Below are 18,330 nucleotides of genomic sequence, written 5' to 3' on the forward strand. Positions count from 1 at the left end.
CAATGAACGAAGAAATCCTCATCAATGTCACCCCGCAGGAGACGCGGGTCGCGCTGATTCAGCAAGGCGCCGTGCAGGAGTTGCATGTCGAGCGCACGCTCTCGCGCGGGCGCGTGGGCAACGTGTACTTGGGCAAAGTCGTGCGCGTCTTGCCCGGCATGCAATCGGCGTTCATCGACATTGGCCTCGAACGGGCAGCGTTTTTGCATGTGGCCGACATCTGGCATCCGCGCTTGGCGGGCGAGCACGCAAGCTCGCCCAATCCGATCGAGAAGATCGTGTTCGAAGGCCAAACGCTGACGGTGCAGGTGATCAAAGATCCGATCGGCACCAAGGGAGCGCGGCTCTCGACGCAGATCAGCATCGCGGGCCGCACGCTCGTCTACTTGCCGCAAGAGCCGCACATCGGCATTTCGCAAAAGATCGAAAGCGAAGCCGAGCGCGAAGCAATCCGCGCGCGCTTGACGGCCGTTCTTCCTGCCGATGAAAAAGGCGGCTATATCGTGCGCACGATTGCCGAAGACGCGACGAGCGAGGAACTCGCGAGCGATGTCGCCTATCTGCGCAAAACCTGGGCGACCGTCGTCGCGCAAGCGCAGCGCCTGCCGCCCACGAGCCTGCTCTATCAGGACTTGAATTTGGCTCAGCGCGTGCTGCGCGATTTCGTGACCGACGAGACGACCCGCATTCAAGTCGATTCGCGCGAGACGTTTCAAATGCTCACGGAGTTCGCCGCGGAATTCACCCCAGCCGTCAGCTCCAAACTGCATCACTACACGGGCGAGCGGCCGCTGTTCGACTTGTACAACATCGAAACCGAGTTGCAACGCGCGCTCTCGCGCCGGGTCGATTTGAAGTCGGGCGGCTATTTGATGATCGATCAAACCGAAGCGATGACGACGATCGACGTCAATACGGGCGGCTATGTCGGCGCCCGCAACTTCGACGACACGATCTTCAAGACGAATCTCGAAGCGGCGCATACGATCGCGCGTCAATTGCGGTTGCGCAACCTGGGCGGCATCATCATCATCGATTTCATCGATATGGAAAACGCCGAGCATCGCGATGCCGTGCTCGGCGAGCTGAAGAAAGCGCTCGCGCGCGACCGCACGCGCTCGACCGTCAACGGCTTCTCGCAGCTCGGGCTCGTCGAGATGACGCGCAAGCGCACGCGCGAATCGCTGGCCCACGTGCTGTGCGAGCCGTGCCCTGTTTGCGAGGGTAAGGGACAAGTCAAAACCGCGCGCACGGTATGCTACGACGTGCTGCGCGAAATCCTGCGCGAGTCGCGGCAGTTCAATCCGCGTGAATTTCGGGTCGTGGCCTCGCAACAGGTCATCGACTTGTTCCTCGATGAGGAATCGCAGCATCTGGCAATGCTCATCGACTTCATCGGCAAGCCGGTATCGCTGCAGGTCGAGTCCAATTTGAGCCAAGAGCAGTACGACATCGTGCTGATGTAACGGCGGCCGCGTCGCGCTCGCGCGACCTGCACGGCGTCAATGCGACGGCCTGGGCCCGGGCCGTCCGGCGCCGACGCCGTCCAACCACTGCTCGACCCTGGAAAGATCGGCGATGCCCCTGATCGCGGTCACCTCGCCGTCCGGTGCGATGAGCATCGTGCGCGGCACGTCGCCGATCCACTTGCGATCGACGCTTGCGCGCAGATACTCGTCGGCCTCGCCCGCGACGCCCCAGCTTTCGGCGGCCGCAAGCCCCGAACGCGCGAGCCGCGCCTCGCTCGCCTCGGCTGGCGCTTGATCGAAGCGCACGAGCACGAGGGCGACGCCCGGGCGCTGCCTCGCGAACGCCCCCCACTTCGGCAATTCGGCCAAGCAAGGACCGCAGCTCATCGCCCAAATATGGACCACGAGCGGAACGCCCGCGTGCCGCGCTTGGATTTCGGCGAAGCTGTGCGTCGTGAATGGTTTGGGCGGCGTCGCATGCGCTTGCAGCGCAAAGCACGCCGAAGCAAGCGCCAATGCCGCGCTCAATAGGAATCTCGATGTGCGTTTCATGATGCATCCAATTCGATGAGCCGGTATCCGTGCTCGCGCGTGAGCCACGACATGTACACCCGATCGCCCCCGCGCTCGCCAACGAGCAGCGGGCGGTCGGCGTAGCCTTGCACCGTATCGATCGTGCGGTCGGGCGACCACGTGCGGCCGCCATCGCTCGAATGGCGCGCGCGCGCAAGAATGCGTTCCCCGTCGAACTCCTTCCAAGCGAGCCACACGGAAGCCCCTCGCGCGAGCAGCGATGGCCGTCCAGGCTGACGCTCGGCATCGCCCACGGGCTGCGGCGCGGAGAACGAGCGGCCTTCGTCCGTAGAGCGCGCGTAGAACAATCCCTGCCGCACTTCGCCGCCCGTCATCCAAGCCGCATGCCAGGTGCCGTCCGCCGACACCGCGAGCGCCGGCCCATGATGCGGACAGCCCTCGATATGCCAACGATCGACCGCGACCCGGCGCGATGGGAGCGGCGCATGGTCTTGCGAAAAAGTCAGCACCGCATGGTCGCGCTCGTGCGCCCCGTAAATTTTGCGAAACAGCACGACCGGATGTCCCGCGCCATCGACGGCCGCATCGAGGCGACAGCACTCGCAGGTGTGATCCTCGCCGATGGCTTCGCCCGAAAACGTCGCGCCCGCATCGCGCGACCACGCGTAGGCGATCGCCGCGCCCGGTTGCACGAGCGCGCGCTTACGCGCCTGCACCACCGTGCGCTTGTCGATCCACGCGGCGAAGAGCATGCCGTCCGGGCCGAAAGCGAGCACCGGAAAACGTTGGCTCGCCGCATCTCGCGAAATCGGATGCGGCGCCGAGAACGCGCCGCCATCGTCCCAGGTGGCCACCCACACGCGAGCGTTCCAATTGTCGTCCTTGAACACGCTGTATGCCACGACCCCGCGGCCCTTGTCGTCCACCGCGAGTTGCGGATGCGCTTCTACTCCCGCATCGAGACGGGAGCCGTAACGGCCGATGACGATAGGGGCGCTGAAATGCCGGCCGCCATCGACCGACGACGCAATCGATACGGCGCCGCCCGCCGACCATGCAAGCCATAGCTTGCCGTGCGCATCGAGGAACGGCGTAGCGACGCTCGCGCACTCGAGCGAGAGACCGACGCAGGTCTCACCCTCGCCCGCGCCCGGGTGCATGCCCGACATTTTGCTCATGTCGTGCGCCAACGCTGCGTGGCCACCGGCGATGAGACCGCCAACGATAATCATTCGAATCCAAGAGAGGCATTTCATCATTGTTCTCCTAGCGCTGCGCACCGGGATCGGTGATGAACCCCACTTTGGCCAGCCCCGCTCGGTTTGCCGCGGAAAGCACCGTTGCGACGCGCTCGTAGCGCGTCATGCGGTCGGCAACGAGCCGAATCTCGGGCTGCGGCGCCTGCCTTGCCGCGACGGACATCGCGCCGGCCAGTGCCGCATCGGCAAGCGGCCTGCCGTCCCAGCGAATCTGTCCAAGCGCATCGATTTCGACGTTCACGTGAGGCGGCCGCACATCCTCGCGTCGGCTGCTAGCCTGAGGCAGCGCGATCTTGGCGGCGTGATGCAAGACCGGTAGCGTCACCATGAAAACGACGAGCAGGACGAGCATCACGTCGATCAGCGGCGTCATGTTGATGTCGGCCGCGAGCGCCGCCGTCTCGTCCAGGTTCGAGAAGTCGTCCATCACGCGCGCCCTCCCGCCACGAGCTTGGCCGTGCGGTTGCGCGGCCATGGCCTCGCACCGGTCAACAGCAACGCATGCAAACCGTGCGCAAAGCGATTGAGTTTGGCGACAATGCCACGTGAGATCCGCGTCAACGCGTTATAGCCGAGCACCGCGGGAATCGCGACCATCAGGCCCAACGCCGTCATCACCAGCGCTTCGCCGACCGGGCCCGCTACGTGATCGAGGCTCGCCTCGCCGCTCGCGCCAATCGCAATCAACGCGTGGTAGATGCCCCACACCGTGCCGAGCAAGCCGACGAACGGCGCGGTCGCGCCGATCGAAGCAAGCAGCGCCAAGCCGCGTTGCAGACGCGCGGCCGCGTCCTCCACCGAAGCGCGCATCGTCCGCGCGAGCCAATCGCTGATCTCGATGCGCTCGTGCAGCCGCGGCCGATTGGCCTCGTGGTGCGCCACGGCCGCCTGCCCTGCTTCAGCCAAATCGTAAAAAAATGAACCGGGCCGGCCGAGCGTCTGCATGCCCGCTTCGACATGCTGCGCGTCCCAGAAATGCTCATCGGCACGCGCGGCGTGACGCGCGATATGCCGCAGTTCGATGCCTTTGAGCAGGATCACGGTCCACGACGCGATCGACATCGCCAACAGCAGCAGTGCAATGCCGCGCGTCATCAAATCGCCTTGCTGCCAGATATGAAACAGTCCATAGGTTTGCATGGCTCACATCTCTAATCGTTGAGGTTGAACGTGACGGGCACTTTGGCCGCCACGCGAAAGGCAACGCCGCTTTCCAGATACGGCGAGCATGAGCTCGCGGCCACCGCTTCGCGGGCCGCTTCGTCCAAACGTTCATGACCGCTCGTCTCGGCGATGCGAGCGGATTCCACGCGTCCCGTCGCCGCGACGATGAGTTCGACCAGCACCGTGCCCGTCTCCCGCATGCGGCGCGAGAGCGCCGGATAGGCAGGCTTGGCGATCGCGCAAGCGAGATGCGCCACGGACTTCGGCACGGACGCCAAGGCGCCGCCGCCCGACTCGGCGCTCTCGTCACGTGGCGAAGCCGCGGCGCCTTCGATTGGCTCGGCGGCGGCCGGCCTCGACGTATCGTCGATGTGGCCGCGCGGCGCGGCTGGAGCGGGCGCCGGGGACGGGCGCGGCGTGAACGCCGGCGGCGGCGCTTGCAACGCAGGGGGCGTTTGCGTTGGGATACGATGCGCCACGCTCTCGTGCGGCCTCGCCGGGCGCGCAGCCTGGATGGGGTGCGCCGGCGCTGGGTCGGCGGGCGTAGGCGCGGGCGACACCCGCGCAATCAATTCGGCGGCGAGAATGTGCGCCGGCTGCGCCCTATCGACCTGCCGCTGCGCGGGCGCGGCCGCGAGCAACGCCAGCACGGCGCCGACATGCGCGGCCACGACGAGCAACAGTGCGGCAAGCGGATGCCGCAAGCGCAAGCGTTCCGCAGCGCAAGGACGCTCATCGCGCGGGCAGTGCTCCGCACCGTCCAAGGTTCGGGTCGGCACGGTCATATCTTGAGCTTCGCTTCGAGATAGAACGTGCGGCCCGGATACGGGTGATAAACGAAATAGCGCGCGTCGAAGATATTGTCGATGCCCACGCCCACCTCGCTCGCTTTGGTCGGGCGGAACGTGTATTTGGCATCGGCGACGATGTAAGTGCTCGTTCCGCCGTACACATTCGGATTCGAATCCGTGTTGGTGAGCGTGTTGTACTGCCGGCCCGAGTATCGCGCCGCCAACGTCACGGCCGAGCGCGCGCCCATGTGATACGTCGTCGCCAAATCGACTCGCCACAACGGGACGCGATAGAAATACTTTCCGACCGACGCTGGGTTTTGCGCATTGGCGATGATCTTCGATTGCGTGTAGGCCACGCTCGCCAGCAGGTCGAGCCCGCGCACGAGCACATCTTCGCCTTGATAGCTCGATTCGATGCCCCGCGAACGCACCTTGCCGATGTTCTGATAGTTGGTGACGTTCGGGATGACCGTCGTATCGGTCTGGCTGAAGATCGAATTTTTGACGTCGTCCTGGAACAACGAGAGACGCACGAGCCCGCCCCAGTGCGCCCACTCGGCCGTCAGTTCCTTGGCCAGATCGTCTTCGGGTTTCAGATTCGGATTGTTGTTGACGATCGACGATCCATTGATCTGTCCTTGAAAGAGTTCGCCGACGGTCGCGAAGCGATAAGCGCGGCCGATCGATGCGCGCAGCGTGAGGTCCTGCGCCACGTCGTACGAGAGCGATAGCTTGGGCGAGACATGGCGCTCTCGCGCATCGGCGTACGGAACCGTCTCGCTCCGTAGCGCCTGATAGCCGCCGTAGGCGCGCCAATCTTCGTAACGCAGCCCGTAGACGAACTTGAACCGCGGCAGGAAGCGCCACGCGTCTTGTGCGTACAGCGCCTGGGCTTCGGTCTTTCCTGCAAAGGCATTGTTGAATGCGCCCGCGCCGCCGTCGCGCCAAGCGCCGGTATCGTAAGTCCGGTTCTCCAAGAAGTAGTTGTCGTAGTGGTATCCGAATGCCAGGCGGTGGTTCGCGATGCCGGCCCGCGGCGAGTGCGGCGTATAGGTGGCCTTCAGATCGAGCGTCTTCCAACCCGTGCCGTCCCCATAGGTGATCGCGCCCGCGCCGTTGCCCGGTCCACCGGCATTGGCCGTGCGCGCCACGCTGTTCGCGACGTCGTAATACGACGCGATTGCCTCGCCGTTCCAGCCCGTCGCATTGCGCGTGGCGAGCGAGACGCCATAGAGCCAGTTCTCGCTCCATCCGCTGCTCGGCGCAAGCGCCGCGGCAGGTATCGTGTACTCGGCGCCGCCGATCGCCACTTTGCCGCTATAGACAGGGTTGCCGTTCGCATCGACGAGAAACGTCGAAGCTGCGTTGTCATAGTTGCGATGCCAGTAGCCGAGGGTAAAGCCGCCTTGCAGCCACGGGGTGAATTCGTATTGCGCCTTCAGCTTGAATTGATCCTGGACCGAATGCTGGATACCCTCTCCGTTGACACCGATCACAGCGGTGGGCGCGCCGCTTTGGTTGTTGTAGAAGTGCGCGCCCGTCACGGGGGTGTCGCCCGCGGTCGCGGGTTTCGTCGATTGGGCCAACGTGGCGAACTGCAGCGGCTGGCTCGTGTTTTCCAGATGGTTGACGCCCAGCAGGTACGAGAATTTGCCGATCCGATCCCCGATCGTCGCGCTCGCTTCGCTACCGTTGAAGCTCTCGTTCACGCCGTACAAGCTGAAGTGCTGCGTGAACGCCTTCACGTCCGCGTCCGCTTCGAAGCGCGTCGGCATCCGTGTCGTGATCGCGACCGTCGCGCCGAGAGAGTTGCCCGGATAGAGCGCGCTGAAGGCGCCGTAGAGGACGTCGACCTGCGCGATTTCATCGGGGAACACCATCGACCAGCGTGGCGCAAACGTATAGCTGTTGCCGAGCAGATTGCTCAACAGCAAGCCATCGGCATACACCAGCGCGCGCGCGCTTTGCACGTTGCTCGTGCCGCGCACCGCGACGATCGAATTCGGGTCGCCGATGTAGCGCTTTCTGACTGCGAAATTCGGCATGTATTTGAGAACGTCCTCCGTATTGACGACGTTCCAATTCTGGAACTGCTCGCGCGAGACGCTTTCAACCGTGGCGGGCAGGTCTGGGTCGACGGCCGGCGGGGCGCCCGAGCGCCCCTCGCCGCTTGCGCTGACCGTGACCGCCGGCAGTGTGATCGGGTCGGCCGCCTGCTCGGCAAACGCGGCTGATGAAACGAACGAGAGCGGCAGCATCCCCACGGCTGCCTGCCGAGCATACTGGCGCGCGCGAGCGCACGCGCTTTGCCATGCAAAGTCGAGCATGATGAATTCCTGGAATCGATGGACGAGCGGCCGCGCGCGCCTTGCAGGGCACGTCTAGTCATGCGGCCGGAAATCGGTACGATCAGGAAAGAAGCGGGGGCTCGCGGGCGCGCCCGCTCGGGAATGCGCCGAGCGGTATCGCGCGTTCGGTGGGGGCAAGAAACGCCGCGAAAGCGACGAGAATGATCGCAGCGGGCGCTGCGGGCGCGAGTGCGGGCAACGCAGCATGCGTGGCGAGCAAGTCGCAATAGCCGCATGCGGCCGTGGCGGGCCCCTTATCGAGATGAGCGCCGCGCTCGGTCAGGCCGCCGGACTGCGCGCCGGCGTGCAGTTCGTCGCATGCCGGCTCGGCCAGGCGACGCTGCATATGGTGCGACAGCGAGTGCGGGTGCACGTGACGCTGCTGGTGCGCCAACGCCTGACTCACGATAGGCGCGGAAAGGACGAGCCACATGGCAAACAAGCCAAGCCATGCAGTCAACCGCCTATGTGAAAAAGGACGCATTCGTCACACCATCAATAACCCGCCAAAGTCTAGCATCGCGCTAGATTCGACGACTAGTGACGGGGGTGAGGCCTTTTGACGCTTGCACTCGGTCGATTCGGCGCCTTGCTTATCCTCCGATCGTCATATAAAAAAGCGGCCCTCCCCGAGCCGCTCTCGCCATGCTGTACGGTCAGTGGCCGTCGCGCCACCCGTGGCCCCCGCCCCAGCCGCGCCCCCCGTGCCGATCGTGGTCGCCATGCCAGCCGCCGCCCCCGCCGAACCCAATGCCGATTCCCACGGAGGGTTCCGCATAAGCAGGATAGGCCGGATACGCGTAATAACCCGGCGCGTATCCATAGTCATAGCCGTAGTACGCGGGCGTCGCGGGCGCAACGACACATCCCGTCAACGAACCGCTCAGCGCCACGGCCGCCACCGCATAAGTTAGGACAACGAACGTCTTTTTCATGATTCTTCTCCTTGTCCCTTTAGAGCCTCTCGGCGGGAGAGCGTTCGACGGCCAGTTGTGTCAGCGCGTAAAAGCTGTAATAGCCGGAATGCGAACTGTAATGTAGGCGCAGGGGCGGCCGACGTCGGGCAAATAGGGCGCCATCGCCTAACGGAAAGCGCCGCGCGTTCCCGGTGAAATCTCCTAGAATTTTTGCAGTAGCGTGTTTGCAAGGAGAGCGTCATGGCTCAATCGATGGGAGACAGCGTCGTCGGCGTCATTCTTTTGATCGCCGTCGCGATCATCGTCGCGTCGCACTATCGCCGCGAGCATCAAAAAGCGCGATGGCTGCACAGAATGGACAACACGCGACTGTGGGATAAGCTCAGGCATCGGCATTGACGAGCGGGGAGAGCAACATGTCGGAAACGGACGCCCTTTGGCAGATGACGCAGTACGAAGGTTTCGAGATCCATGTCGCGCCGCAGGTACTGGATGATGAGGGTGGAGCGCCGCCGCAGGGCGGCGCTTATACCTACGTAGGATATGTCTGCCATCCGGGTGCGGATCCGAAATTGCCGGGCCACGCGGTGCCCTTTCATGCGGACGGCGACGTGAGCTTCCCGAACGCCGGGGCCGCGGTCGATGAAGCAACGCACGTGGGGCGAACGATCGTCGACGGTACGCACGCGGATCTTTCGGTACTGTCCCTCGTCACGAGCGGCGTATAGCGTCACTCCGCGCAATCGGCCCTAGGTCGAGGTCAATCGAGCGCGGCGACCAAGGACGCGAATGCGCGCTCGACGTCGTCCTCGCCGGTGCGCCAGTTCGAGAACGCCGCGCGCAGTCCCCACGTGCCGGCGTAGCAGGTGGGCGAAACGAACGTCTCGCCACGGTCGCGCACGGCCAACACGTAGGCCTGCACGCGCGCTTCGGTGGGCGCATCGGCAAGCGTGAAGCAGACGACGTTCATGCGCGTAGGCGCAAGCAACTCGAAGCGGGGATGCCCCGCCAGCCGCTCGCCCAAACGCCGAGCCATGCGAACGTTACGCTCGACGATTTCCGCATGACCCACGCGGCCGTAGGCGGCCAGCGAAAACCACGCGGCCATGGCACGCAACCGCCGCGAGTTCTCCGGTGTCAGATGGACGAAATCGGGATTGTCACCGGGCAGACCGAGATAGGCCGCGGCGTTCTGAAACACACGCACCTGCAGATCGCGCCGGCGCGTGAATTGGACGGCCGAATCGTAGGGAACGTTGAGCCACTTATGCAGATCGATGCAAATCGAATCGGCCGCGTCGAGGCCGGCGACGAGGTGTGCGTGCTCAGGCAATAGCGCGCAGAAGGCGCCGAACGCGCCGTCGACGTGGAGCCAGAACGGGTAGCGGTCCTTCAATGCGGCGATCGCCTGCAGATCGTCGAAGTCGACCGTATTGACGGTGCCCGCATTGGCGACCACGATCACGTTCGCCCCTCGCAACTGGTCGAGCGCCGTTTCGAGCGCCGCAATGTCGATCGCCTCGCGCTCTTCGAGCAGCGCGATCTTGCGCACCGCCTTGCGGCCGATCCCGAGCATCGACAGCGCCTTGTAGATGCTCGCATGCGGCGCGCCCGACAGCACGTGGATCTCGCCCAATGCTGCCATACCCTCTTGGGCGACGCTGATGCCGGCTCTCTCGCCGAGCCATTCGCGGCCGATCGCCAAGCCTACGAAATTCGACATCGTCGCGCCGCTGACGAACGCGCTTCTGTGCGCAGTCGAAAGCCCGAACAGTTGCCGTAGACGATCGAGCGTTTCACGTTCGAAGTCGGGAGCAGCGCTATCGATACCCGCCGTCGGATTTTGATCGTAGACGCTCGTTAGCCAATCTCCGCCGATCGCCGCCGGGGTGGCGCCGCCCGTCACGAAGCCCAGATAGCGCGGACCCGCGCTGCCCGAAAAACCGGGCGCCCAGCGCCTCGCGAATTCGTCGAGCGCACCGGCGAACCCCGCTCCATGCTCCGGCAGCGGTTGCGACTCGACGCGAGCAGGACCCAGCGCGACCGTGCGGCTGTCAATACCGGCGAGCGCCTGCGTCGCGTGGCGCATTGCGCTCGCGAGCACCACGTCGAACGATTCGAGATCATGCGATAGCTTTTCGTACATGCGAATCCTCAATACGAGCCCGAGCGGCGCTCACGCGCTGCTCGACATTTCCAAGCTTCGATCGGCGCCGCCGGCAGCGCGGCGCGTGCGCTGCAATCACGTGATCCGTATGCGTGCCGACGTGCACTGCGGGCAAGCTTGCCGCTGCCGCTACGCCGCTTGCTGCTGATACTGGATGCGATGCAAATGCGAGTAGAGCCCGTTTTGCTGCAGCAACGCCTCGTGACTGCCCTGCTCCACGATGTGCCCGGCCTCCATGACGAGGATGCGATCGGCGCGCTCGATGGTCGAAAGCCGATGCGCGATCACGAGCGTCGTGCGTCCTTTCATCAGCGTCTCGAGCGCCGCTTGCACGTGGCGCTCCGATTCCGAATCGAGCGCTGAAGTAGCTTCGTCGAGAATCAAGATCGGAGCGTCCTTATAAAGGGCGCGGGCGATGGCGAGCCGCTGTCGCTGCCCGCCGGACAGGCGCATGCCGTTGCCCCCCACGAGCGTGTCCATGCCTTCGGGCATCGCCTCGACCGTGTCCCACAAGTTCGCCGCCGCGAGCGCCGCGTGCACGCGCGCACGATCGGGCGTACCGCCGTAGGCGACGTTGGCCGCGATCGTGTCGTTGAACAGCACGACGTCTTGACTCACCATCGCGATGTGACTGCGCAGGTCGTGGAGGTCGTATTCGTGAATCGGCACGCCGTCGACGAGAATGTGCCCGCTCGCCGGCGCGAAAAACCGCGGGAGCAAATTGACGAGCGTGGTCTTGCCGCTGCCCGAGGGACCCGCGAGCGCGATCATCTCGCCTGGCGCGGCCGTAAACGACACGCGGTCGAGCGTCGGACGATCGGGGGCGCCGTAGCTGAACGTCACGTCGCGAAATTCGATTTCGCCGCGCGCGTGTTCGAGCCGCCGCGTGCCCCCTGCCGGCTCGAGGGGCTCGTCGATGAGCCCGAAGATCAGTTCGGCAGCCGTCATTCCCCGCTGCAGCGGTTGGTTCACGTCGATCAAATGCTTGAGCGGCGAAATCACGAGCAGCATCGAGGTGACGAAGGCGACGAAACCGCCGACGGTCGTCTGGTTGTGCGCCGACTGCACGACGGCGATAGTAATGACGATGGCGAGCGCAAACGACGCGAAAATCTGTGTGAGCGGCTGCGCCAGGCCGCCGGCCACCGTCATGCGCATCGCGTAGCCGCGCAAGCGCTGGCTCATCGCGGCGAAGCGGCTCATTTCGTACGCCTCGCCGTTGTGCACCTTGACGACCTTGTAGCCCGCAACCGTCTCCTCGACGATATACGCGAGCTCGTTCGTGAGCGTTTGCTGTTCTCGGCCGAGCCGGCGCAGCCGACGGTTGATCTTGCTCACGAGCCAACCGATCCCGGGCAGGATCACTGCGACGATGAGCGTCAAGCGCCAGTTCAAATAAAACAGATAGCCCAGCAAGAAGACGACCGAAAGCGAATCGCGCACGAGCGTCACCATCACGCTCGTCAGGACGCTCAGGATCTGATTGACTTCGAAGACGATCGCATTGATGACCGTGCTGGCCGTCTCGCGCTGAAAGAACGAGGCGCTCGTGTGAATCATCCGCTGGAACATGTCGAGCCGCAGTTGCAGCAAGATGCGGTTCGAGACGTACGACAGCAAATATTGCGACGCATATTGCGACACGCCGCGCACGATCGCCAGGCCGATGACGGCGAGCGGGACATACCACTTGGCGTGCTGGCTTGCATTCGCGCCGAAGCCGCGATCGAGCAGCGGCTTCAAGAGCGCGGGGATGCCTGCGTCGGTGGCGGCCGACAGCCCCATCGCGGCCACGGCGAGCACCATGACCCAAACGAGGGGTTTCAGATAAGGCCACAACCGGCGCATCACCGCCGCCGTCGACGTTTGCTCACCGCCGACCGATTTTCTCAAAGTGGCTCGGTTTTCCAATCTATTCCTTCATGGTTGCGCGCAGATATCGCGCGGTAGCGCGCGGTACGTGCGCGCCAGTTCCTCACGCGAGCCGAAACGCCGGCGCGCGGCCGAGGCGGATAACGGCCTGCGACGAAAAGCGACACATTATAAGGCTGGTAGCCGACGCTCGAGCGCGGGGCGCCCGGCGCCGGCCGGTATACTGGCGCCTTTCCCGACACCCGAGCGAACCTGCCGTGACTTCGCCGCCGACAGCACCCGTTAGCGCACAGCGCCCCTCGCTGGGGGTTGCGATCATCGCATTGAACGCGCAAGCGAGAATCGCGCAGTGTCTCGACGCCCTGCGCTTTGCCGACGACATCGTCGTCGTCGACGGCGGCAGCACCGACGCAACGGCGTCGATTGCGCGCGCGCATGGGGCCCGCGTCGTCCTCGCTCCCGATTGGCCCGGCTTCGGCCCTCAAAAAAATCGGGCGGTCGCCGCGCTCGATACGGACTGGATTCTCTCGATCGACACCGACGAAGTCGTGACGCCCGAACTGGCCGCCTCCATTCGCGAGGCGCTCGACTCGCCCGTGACGAGCGTATATGCGCTCGATCGCCTCTCGAACTTTTGCGGACGCTGGATACGCCACAGCGGCTGGTACCCGGACTGGGTACCGCGCCTGTTCAAGCGCGGCGCGGCATGCTTCTCGGACGACCTGGTCCATGAGCGGCTGGTCTTCGAGGGCAACATCGAGAAGCTCGCCGGCCGCCTGCTTCACTACTCCTACGACGATTTCGAGACGGTGCTGCGCAAAATGGACGCGTATTCGAGCGCCGGTGCGCGGCAGCGCCTGGCTGCGGGCAAGCGCGGCGGGTTCGCTCGCGCGCTGGGGCGCGGCGCCTGGGCCTTCGTACGGACGTACGTACTGCGGGGCGGCGTGTTGGACGGACAAGCCGGATTCATGATCGCGCTCTTCAATGCCGAAACGGTCTACTACCGCTTTCTGAAGCTGGCTCACGCCCATGACGGCTCCGCGCAAAGCCCGTAGCGCATCATGGCTAATGGTAATATCGGCGCGTTTTCCCGCCGCGCCACGGCGCGCATGGGCCGCGGCCCCTTTCCGAAGTCAGCAACCTCCGGTCGATGTTTTCCATCATTATCCCCACTTGGAATAACCTGCCCTACCTGAAGCTCGTGGTCAACAGCCTGCGTCGCCACTCGCAATACGAGCATCAGGTGATCGTGCATATCAACGACGGCACCGATGGGTCGCTGCAATGGGTGCGCGGTGAGGGCATCGAGCACACCGCTTCGCCCGCCAACATCGGCATCTGCCATGCGGTCAATCTCGCCGCCGCCCGTGCGCGACAGGACTACGTCGTCTATATGAACGACGACATGTACGTCTGCCCGGGCTGGGACGCGGCGCTCGTGAGGCATATCGAGCGGATGCCCTCCGATCTTTTCATGTTGTCGGGCACGATGATCGAACCGGTCGATACGCACAATCCGTGCGTCGTCGTGCATGACGCCGGACGCGACGCCGACACGTTTCGCGCCGAAGCGCTGCTGGCCGCGGCGCCGGGACTCGTGCGCGGCGACTGGCTGGGCGCCACGTGGCCGCCGACGCTCGTGCATCGCGATTGGTGGAATAGGCTTGGCGGTTACAGCAGCGAGCTCTCCCCCGGGATGAGCAGCGACAACGATTTCTCCATGAAGCTCTGGGACGCCGGCTGCCGCACGTTTCTCGGCGTGGGCGATAGCCTCGTCTACCACTTCCAGCAGAAATCCACGGGCAAGGTGGTCAAGAACGACGGCCGCCGGCAATTTCTGAACAAATGGGGCATGACGCAATCGACGTTCGATCGCTACTATCTGCGCCGCGGGCAACCGGCAGCAGAGCGGATCGAACTGGAGACGCCCGCCGTTCGCGGCAAACTGAAACGCGCTTTGATCCGATCGCGACTCAAACGCGCGCTGTCGCTTGCCTAAAGGTCGGGCCGCAGCTTCGCGGCCCGTCAGCCTCGACTCGCGGGACCGCTCTCACCCAGGCGCCCGCCATCTGCAATAAGGGGACCGAGTTGCATCAAGTTTTGAGGGCGTCCGCAGCGCCGCGCCCGTCGTATCGACTTTCCGCCGCACGCACCAGTGCGGTCGTCGCGCTCTGTTGTGTGCCGATCTCGACGGCGCTGACGAACATCGCCTGCGGCCTTTTCGCATTGCTGCTGGTGAGCGCGCCGGAATTCTGGCGCAAGCTGCCGTCGTTACGGCGTCACGGAGCGGCAATGGCAACGCTGGTGCTGCTCACCGCGTTGGCAGTCAGTACGTTTTATAGCACCGCAGGCCTGCATGAAGCATGGTCATGGATGGGCAAATACCTCAAGCTGCTGCTCGTGCCCTTTGCCATCCTGGCCTTCGCCGATTCGCAATGGGATGGCATCGCTCGCTGGGCGCTGTTCACGACGCTTAGTGTGACCGTCGTGCTGTCGACGACGAATTATCTCGGTCTTACGCATATTGGACCCTCCTATATTGCGTCGGACCCAGTCGCGCACGCGCTGGTATTCAGAAATCGTATCGCCAACGGACTCTTCGGCGCGTTGCTGTTCTATCAAGCCGCCGATCTGGCGCTCGCGGCAGCCCATACGCGCGCACGCCTGGCCTATGCGGTCATCGCCGCACTCGCACTTGCGAACGTACTGATCATGTTGCAGGGGCGCACGGGCCAAATCATCGTCGTGATGTTCGCGCTGGCCGTGGCTGCGCGCGCCGCTTGGCACGCGCGGCGCCGGCTCAAGGCATGGACCGCGGTGGGCGCCGCCGCGCTGCTGCTCGCCACGGCCACCCTCGTCGCCTATGCCTGCACGATGCACGGCAGCCGAATTCGGGAAGTCGCCGGCGAAGTTCAGGCGTACCGCCAAGACGACGCGATAACGTCCACGGGTTTGCGTCTCGAATGGTACACAAAGTGTCTCGAATTGATCCGCGCGAGGCCGCTCGCCGGATACGGGGCGGGGGGCCTAGGCGCCGAGTTCGCCAAATTGACCAAAAACGAGACGGGCGCCAAGGGCATCGATACGCAGAACCCGCACAACGAGTACCTGCTGATGGCTGTCCAGCTAGGTATACCGGGCGCACTGCTGTTCGTGAATATGCTCGTTCAAATCGGCCGGCGTGGCGCGCGGCTGGAGCCCCACTCGCGCCAGTTGCTGCTTGCATGGCTGGCCGCCTTCGCCATCGGGAGCCTCGCAAACTCGCTATTGCTCGACTTCGCGGAAGGGCATATGTTCGCGCTGCTAAGTGGCATCCTGCTCGGGTGCGGGTATCGCAGCGGTGCGCGCAGCGTCGCCTCGGCGCACGGCCCGCATATGGCCGGGCAGGCGGCGGCACGTTGAGTTGGGGCGTGGCCACGCTAGCCCCCGGCTAGCGCTGGCCGCCAAGCGTGCCGAGGGCCGACGTATCGACGATCGCTGTCGCGGGCCCTGTTGCACCTTCGGCGAAGGCCCCTGGCATGGACAACGCGAGCATCTGCGTCATCGCGCCGATCACACGTTCAGTCGATAGCGTGACGAGACATTGGCTCACACTTTCCACGTGCCGCTCGCAGCCCTCTTGCTTGCAAGGCACGCAGGCCGCTTCGCCTTGCACCAAATAAACATTGCCGCGGCGGCCCGAGCCGACGAGCGGCCAGGGGTTCGAGCCCGCGGGCCACGCTTTCGGCCACGGCCCCCACCGCACGGGATCGGACGGGCCGAACAGTGCAACCGTAGGCGTGCCGGTGGCTGCCGCCATATGCGTGGCGCCGGTATCGGGCCCCACGAAGATCTTTGCCCGCCTAAACAACTCTGCGCTCTCGCCTAGCGAAAATTGGCCGACGAAGTTGAGCAACGGGCCGCCAGCCGCAGCCGCAACTTGTAGCGCGTACTCGCGCTCCGCCGCCGCCGGGCCGCCGCTCATGGCAACGGCGAAGCCCCGCGCGCGCAGCCAACGAACCAGGTCTGCCCAACCGTCTACGCGCCAGCGCTTGTAAGCGAACATCGGCGCGGGATGCAGCACCGCAAGCGGTTGCCCCGCTACCGCCGAAAAGCGCGCCTCGAACGCGGCGCGCCGCGCCGGGTCATCGCCAATGCCCGGCGGCACGACTTCTCCGATCGGCTCGATCCCAAGCACGCGCGCGACTTCAAGACTGCTTTCCACCGTATGCGCCGCCGTGTGATAGTTGAGCGCAATGCCGTCGAGCAGGAACCGTTTGAGCCACGTGATGCGATCGTCGTCGACGAGCCCGACCCGCTGCCTACCCGCAAACCAGCTGTAGAACCTCGGCCGGTCGGAACTCACCGCAGCACATGCCAGATCGTAGCGCCGCCAAATGCGCGCGATATCCGCTAGGCGCTCGCGCAGCCGGGCTCGCTGGGACATCACGATCACGCGGCGCAGGTCGGGATTGTGCTCGAGCACGCCCTCGGTGCCGCGAAAGACCAGCATGTCGATCTGAGCGTCCGGCCACCGGGCCTTCAATGATCGAACGAGCGGCGTTGCCAGCAGCACGTCGCCGATGCGACGGGTGCACGCAACGAGAATCGTCCGCGGGGGGCGCGACAAGACCAGACTCGACTTCGCGGCGACCGCCGCCAAGGCGTTTTCCGTCATTTCAGTTGCGCTCCTTCCAAAAGCGGACTCGGCAAAATGCCCAACCGCAACGATGCGTCGGGGCGCCAGGCGGCATCAGACGCCGGGCTCGCGATGCGCATCGCCAATCGATCCATGCACGAAAACATGCTGCTTCCCGACAATCCTCGCGCTATGACATGGCCGCAACGCGTTCGTCCAGCAACGAACACGCGGCGGCAGCAACTTGCGCAGCCGAAATATCGTCGACCTTCGGCCCCGCACGCAACAGCACGTGCGGCACCCCGAGCGGATACCACCGCAAGTATTTCTCCGGGCGGTCCTCGAACATCGCGACCACCGGCACTCCCAACGCCGACGCGAAGTGCACCGGTGCGCTATCCGCCGATACCACTAGATCGAGCACGCTCATTGCCGCGATGAGATCGCCTACCGTGGGCGGCGAAAGCACGTGCGCGAACCCCGGCGCAAAGGATTCGACGGCGCGAGAATCAGCCGGATCGAGAAATATCACGACATCGGCGCGCTCTGCCATCGTTTCGGCCAGCCGGTGCCACTTCTGAGTCGCCCACCGTCGTTGCTCGGCCTTATTGGATACGAACAGCCCGACCCGCGGGCGGCGCTTCGGCGCGAGCTCGGTCTCCCATTTGGCCTGCAGCGCCGCATCGGGAAACACCCGAAGCCGCAGCGCATCGGGGGCGACGGGAGCAAGCTCCGGCATCAACGCGAACCCGGACAGTGCTTCATGCCGCATGGGCCGGCGTGCCGCATGCTCCGCCTTGCGGTCGTCGAACTCCGTCTCGGCGTCGTGCCAACGATATGCCTTGGCGCGCAACTGCCGCGCGAACTGAATGCTGTTCTTGTGCATCCCGCCATTGGGCACGACTACGAGGTCGAACGCGAGGCGCCGCAACCGAAACACGAGCCGCAGCCGATCGAGCAACGCATTGACCTTCCCAGGCCGATCGTTGCGTTCGCACTGCTTGCTGTAGACGTAGGTATGAACCGCGGCGACGTCGGGATTGCGCTCGAGCACCGCACGGTTGATCTTGTTTGCGAGCACGTGGATCTCGGCTTGCGGCCAGCGCTGCTTGAGCGCGTGCAAGAACGCGGTCGTGCACGCCATGTCGCCGAGAAAGTCGATGCGGATGACGAGGACGCGATGCATTT

19 protein-coding genes are annotated in these 18,330 nt (G+C 64.6%); 6 read left to right on the forward strand and 13 right to left on the reverse strand.

Annotated elements, in window-relative coordinates:
- Window positions 1-2 precede the first annotated feature (2 nt).
- Window positions 3-1,466, forward strand: a complete 1,464-nt coding sequence (rng, locus tag QQS38_RS21565) for a ribonuclease G (RefSeq protein ID WP_479647388.1) — start codon at window positions 3-5, stop codon at window positions 1,464-1,466.
- A gap of 36 nt (window positions 1,467-1,502) precedes the next feature.
- Here the strand turns inward: rng and QQS38_RS21570 are convergent, their stop codons facing one another.
- The 8 genes from QQS38_RS21570 to QQS38_RS21605 all read right to left on the reverse strand — a co-directional run bounded on the left by QQS38_RS21570 (window position 1,503) and on the right by QQS38_RS21605 (window position 8,503).
- On the reverse strand, window positions 1,503-2,021 hold the full coding sequence (locus QQS38_RS21570) for a TlpA family protein disulfide reductase (protein ID WP_479647389.1): 519 nt from the start codon (window positions 2,019-2,021) through the stop codon (window positions 1,503-1,505).
- Window positions 2,018-3,181: a sialidase family protein gene (locus QQS38_RS21575; protein WP_479647390.1), complete on the reverse strand. Its 1,164-nt coding sequence runs from the start codon at window positions 3,179-3,181 to the stop codon at window positions 2,018-2,020. Before QQS38_RS21575 ends, QQS38_RS21570 begins: the two co-directional genes overlap by 4 nt.
- Window positions 3,182-3,269: 88 nt before the next feature.
- The gene (locus tag QQS38_RS21580; RefSeq protein ID WP_479647391.1) at window positions 3,270-3,689 is read right to left on the reverse strand and encodes an ExbD/TolR family protein; all 420 of its coding nucleotides are present in this window, start codon (window positions 3,687-3,689) and stop codon (window positions 3,270-3,272) included.
- On the reverse strand, window positions 3,689-4,402 hold the full coding sequence (locus QQS38_RS21585) for a MotA/TolQ/ExbB proton channel family protein (protein WP_479647392.1): 714 nt from the start codon (window positions 4,400-4,402) through the stop codon (window positions 3,689-3,691). Before QQS38_RS21585 ends, QQS38_RS21580 begins: the two co-directional genes overlap by 1 nt.
- A gap of 11 nt (window positions 4,403-4,413) precedes the next feature.
- The gene (locus tag QQS38_RS21590; protein ID WP_479647393.1) at window positions 4,414-5,211 is read right to left on the reverse strand and encodes an energy transducer TonB; all 798 of its coding nucleotides are present in this window, start codon (window positions 5,209-5,211) and stop codon (window positions 4,414-4,416) included.
- Window positions 5,208-7,547: a TonB-dependent receptor gene (locus tag QQS38_RS21595; protein WP_479647394.1), complete on the reverse strand. Its 2,340-nt coding sequence runs from the start codon at window positions 7,545-7,547 to the stop codon at window positions 5,208-5,210. The genes QQS38_RS21590 and QQS38_RS21595 overlap by 4 nt, the downstream gene beginning before the upstream one ends.
- 82 nt (window positions 7,548-7,629) lie before the next feature.
- Entirely contained in the window at window positions 7,630-8,052 is a 423-nt protein-coding gene (locus QQS38_RS21600) for a DUF2946 domain-containing protein (RefSeq protein ID WP_479647395.1), read from the reverse strand.
- Window positions 8,053-8,224: 172 nt separating this feature from the next.
- On the reverse strand, window positions 8,225-8,503 hold the full coding sequence (locus QQS38_RS21605) for a hypothetical protein (protein ID WP_479647396.1): 279 nt from the start codon (window positions 8,501-8,503) through the stop codon (window positions 8,225-8,227).
- 222 nt (window positions 8,504-8,725) lie between these two features.
- On the opposite strand from QQS38_RS21605, the gene QQS38_RS21610 reads away from it, so the two are divergent.
- Both QQS38_RS21610 and QQS38_RS21615 read left to right on the forward strand, forming a co-directional pair.
- Window positions 8,726-8,884: a hypothetical protein gene (locus QQS38_RS21610; RefSeq protein WP_479647397.1), complete on the forward strand. Its 159-nt coding sequence runs from the start codon at window positions 8,726-8,728 to the stop codon at window positions 8,882-8,884.
- 17 nt (window positions 8,885-8,901) lie between these two features.
- Window positions 8,902-9,213, forward strand: coding sequence for a hypothetical protein (locus QQS38_RS21615; RefSeq protein ID WP_479647398.1), 312 nt, complete (start codon window positions 8,902-8,904; stop codon window positions 9,211-9,213).
- Between the two features lie 32 nt (window positions 9,214-9,245).
- On the opposite strand, the gene QQS38_RS21620 is transcribed toward QQS38_RS21615, so the two are convergent.
- Window positions 9,246-10,631 carry a pyridoxal phosphate-dependent decarboxylase family protein gene (locus QQS38_RS21620; protein ID WP_479647399.1) on the reverse strand — a complete coding sequence of 462 codons (1,386 nt, stop codon included), beginning with the start codon at window positions 10,629-10,631 and terminating at the stop codon, window positions 9,246-9,248.
- 150 nt (window positions 10,632-10,781) lie between these two features.
- A complete protein-coding gene (gene msbA / locus QQS38_RS21625; RefSeq protein WP_479647400.1) occupies window positions 10,782-12,563 on the reverse strand; it encodes a lipid A export permease/ATP-binding protein MsbA in 1,782 nt (593 codons plus the stop codon).
- A 218-nt stretch (window positions 12,564-12,781) separates the two neighbouring features.
- Here msbA and QQS38_RS21630 point away from each other — a divergent pair, with 218 nt between their 5' ends.
- Both QQS38_RS21630 and QQS38_RS21635 read left to right on the forward strand, forming a co-directional pair.
- The gene (locus QQS38_RS21630; RefSeq protein WP_479647401.1) at window positions 12,782-13,579 is read left to right on the forward strand and encodes a glycosyltransferase family 2 protein; all 798 of its coding nucleotides are present in this window, start codon (window positions 12,782-12,784) and stop codon (window positions 13,577-13,579) included.
- A gap of 95 nt (window positions 13,580-13,674) precedes the next feature.
- On the forward strand, window positions 13,675-14,523 hold the full coding sequence (locus QQS38_RS21635) for a glycosyltransferase family 2 protein (protein ID WP_479647402.1): 849 nt from the start codon (window positions 13,675-13,677) through the stop codon (window positions 14,521-14,523).
- Between the two features lie 94 nt (window positions 14,524-14,617).
- On the opposite strand, the gene QQS38_RS21640 is transcribed toward QQS38_RS21635, so the two are convergent.
- The gene (locus QQS38_RS21640) at window positions 14,618-14,785 is read right to left on the reverse strand and encodes a hypothetical protein (protein WP_479647403.1); all 168 of its coding nucleotides are present in this window, start codon (window positions 14,783-14,785) and stop codon (window positions 14,618-14,620) included.
- Window positions 14,786-14,816: 31 nt separating this feature from the next.
- On the opposite strand from QQS38_RS21640, the gene QQS38_RS21645 reads away from it, so the two are divergent.
- Entirely contained in the window at window positions 14,817-15,926 is a 1,110-nt protein-coding gene (locus tag QQS38_RS21645; protein ID WP_479647404.1) for an O-antigen ligase family protein, read from the forward strand.
- A 28-nt stretch (window positions 15,927-15,954) separates the two neighbouring features.
- On the opposite strand, the gene QQS38_RS21650 is transcribed toward QQS38_RS21645, so the two are convergent.
- Complete coding sequence (locus QQS38_RS21650; protein ID WP_479647405.1) at window positions 15,955-17,181, reverse strand: glycosyltransferase family 9 protein; 1,227 nt, start codon at window positions 17,179-17,181, stop codon at window positions 15,955-15,957.
- 151 nt (window positions 17,182-17,332) lie between these two features.
- Complete coding sequence (locus QQS38_RS21655) at window positions 17,333-18,328, reverse strand: glycosyltransferase family 9 protein (protein WP_479647406.1); 996 nt, start codon at window positions 18,326-18,328, stop codon at window positions 17,333-17,335.
- Between the last annotated feature and the right edge of the window lie 2 nt (window positions 18,329-18,330).

Source organism: Trinickia sp. Z7 (assembly GCF_056498045.1).

Excerpts from the sequence above, each read along its gene's own strand:
- rng (WP_479647388.1), top strand. The coding sequence starts at position 3 with ATGAACGAAGAAATCCTCATCAATGTCACCCCGCAGGAGACGCGGGTC.
- QQS38_RS21570 (WP_479647389.1), bottom strand. The coding sequence starts at position 2,021 with ATGAAACGCACATCGAGATTCCTATTGAGCGCGGCATTGGCGCTTGCT.
- QQS38_RS21575 (WP_479647390.1), bottom strand. The coding sequence starts at position 3,181 with ATGAGCAAAATGTCGGGCATGCACCCGGGCGCGGGCGAGGGTGAGACC.
- QQS38_RS21580 (WP_479647391.1), bottom strand. The coding sequence starts at position 3,689 with ATGGACGACTTCTCGAACCTGGACGAGACGGCGGCGCTCGCGGCCGAC.
- QQS38_RS21585 (WP_479647392.1), bottom strand. The coding sequence starts at position 4,402 with ATGCAAACCTATGGACTGTTTCATATCTGGCAGCAAGGCGATTTGATG.
- QQS38_RS21590 (WP_479647393.1), bottom strand. The coding sequence starts at position 5,211 with ATGACCGTGCCGACCCGAACCTTGGACGGTGCGGAGCACTGCCCGCGC.
- QQS38_RS21595 (WP_479647394.1), bottom strand. The coding sequence starts at position 7,547 with ATGCTCGACTTTGCATGGCAAAGCGCGTGCGCTCGCGCGCGCCAGTAT.
- QQS38_RS21600 (WP_479647395.1), bottom strand. The coding sequence starts at position 8,052 with ATGCGTCCTTTTTCACATAGGCGGTTGACTGCATGGCTTGGCTTGTTT.
- QQS38_RS21605 (WP_479647396.1), bottom strand. The coding sequence starts at position 8,503 with ATGAAAAAGACGTTCGTTGTCCTAACTTATGCGGTGGCGGCCGTGGCG.
- QQS38_RS21610 (WP_479647397.1), top strand. The coding sequence starts at position 8,726 with ATGGCTCAATCGATGGGAGACAGCGTCGTCGGCGTCATTCTTTTGATC.
- QQS38_RS21615 (WP_479647398.1), top strand. The coding sequence starts at position 8,902 with ATGTCGGAAACGGACGCCCTTTGGCAGATGACGCAGTACGAAGGTTTC.
- QQS38_RS21620 (WP_479647399.1), bottom strand. The coding sequence starts at position 10,631 with ATGTACGAAAAGCTATCGCATGATCTCGAATCGTTCGACGTGGTGCTC.
- QQS38_RS21635 (WP_479647402.1), top strand. The coding sequence starts at position 13,675 with ATGTTTTCCATCATTATCCCCACTTGGAATAACCTGCCCTACCTGAAG.
- QQS38_RS21645 (WP_479647404.1), top strand. The coding sequence starts at position 14,817 with ATGGCAACGCTGGTGCTGCTCACCGCGTTGGCAGTCAGTACGTTTTAT.
- QQS38_RS21650 (WP_479647405.1), bottom strand. The coding sequence starts at position 17,181 with ATGACGGAAAACGCCTTGGCGGCGGTCGCCGCGAAGTCGAGTCTGGTC.
- QQS38_RS21655 (WP_479647406.1), bottom strand. The coding sequence starts at position 18,328 with ATGCATCGCGTCCTCGTCATCCGCATCGACTTTCTCGGCGACATGGCG.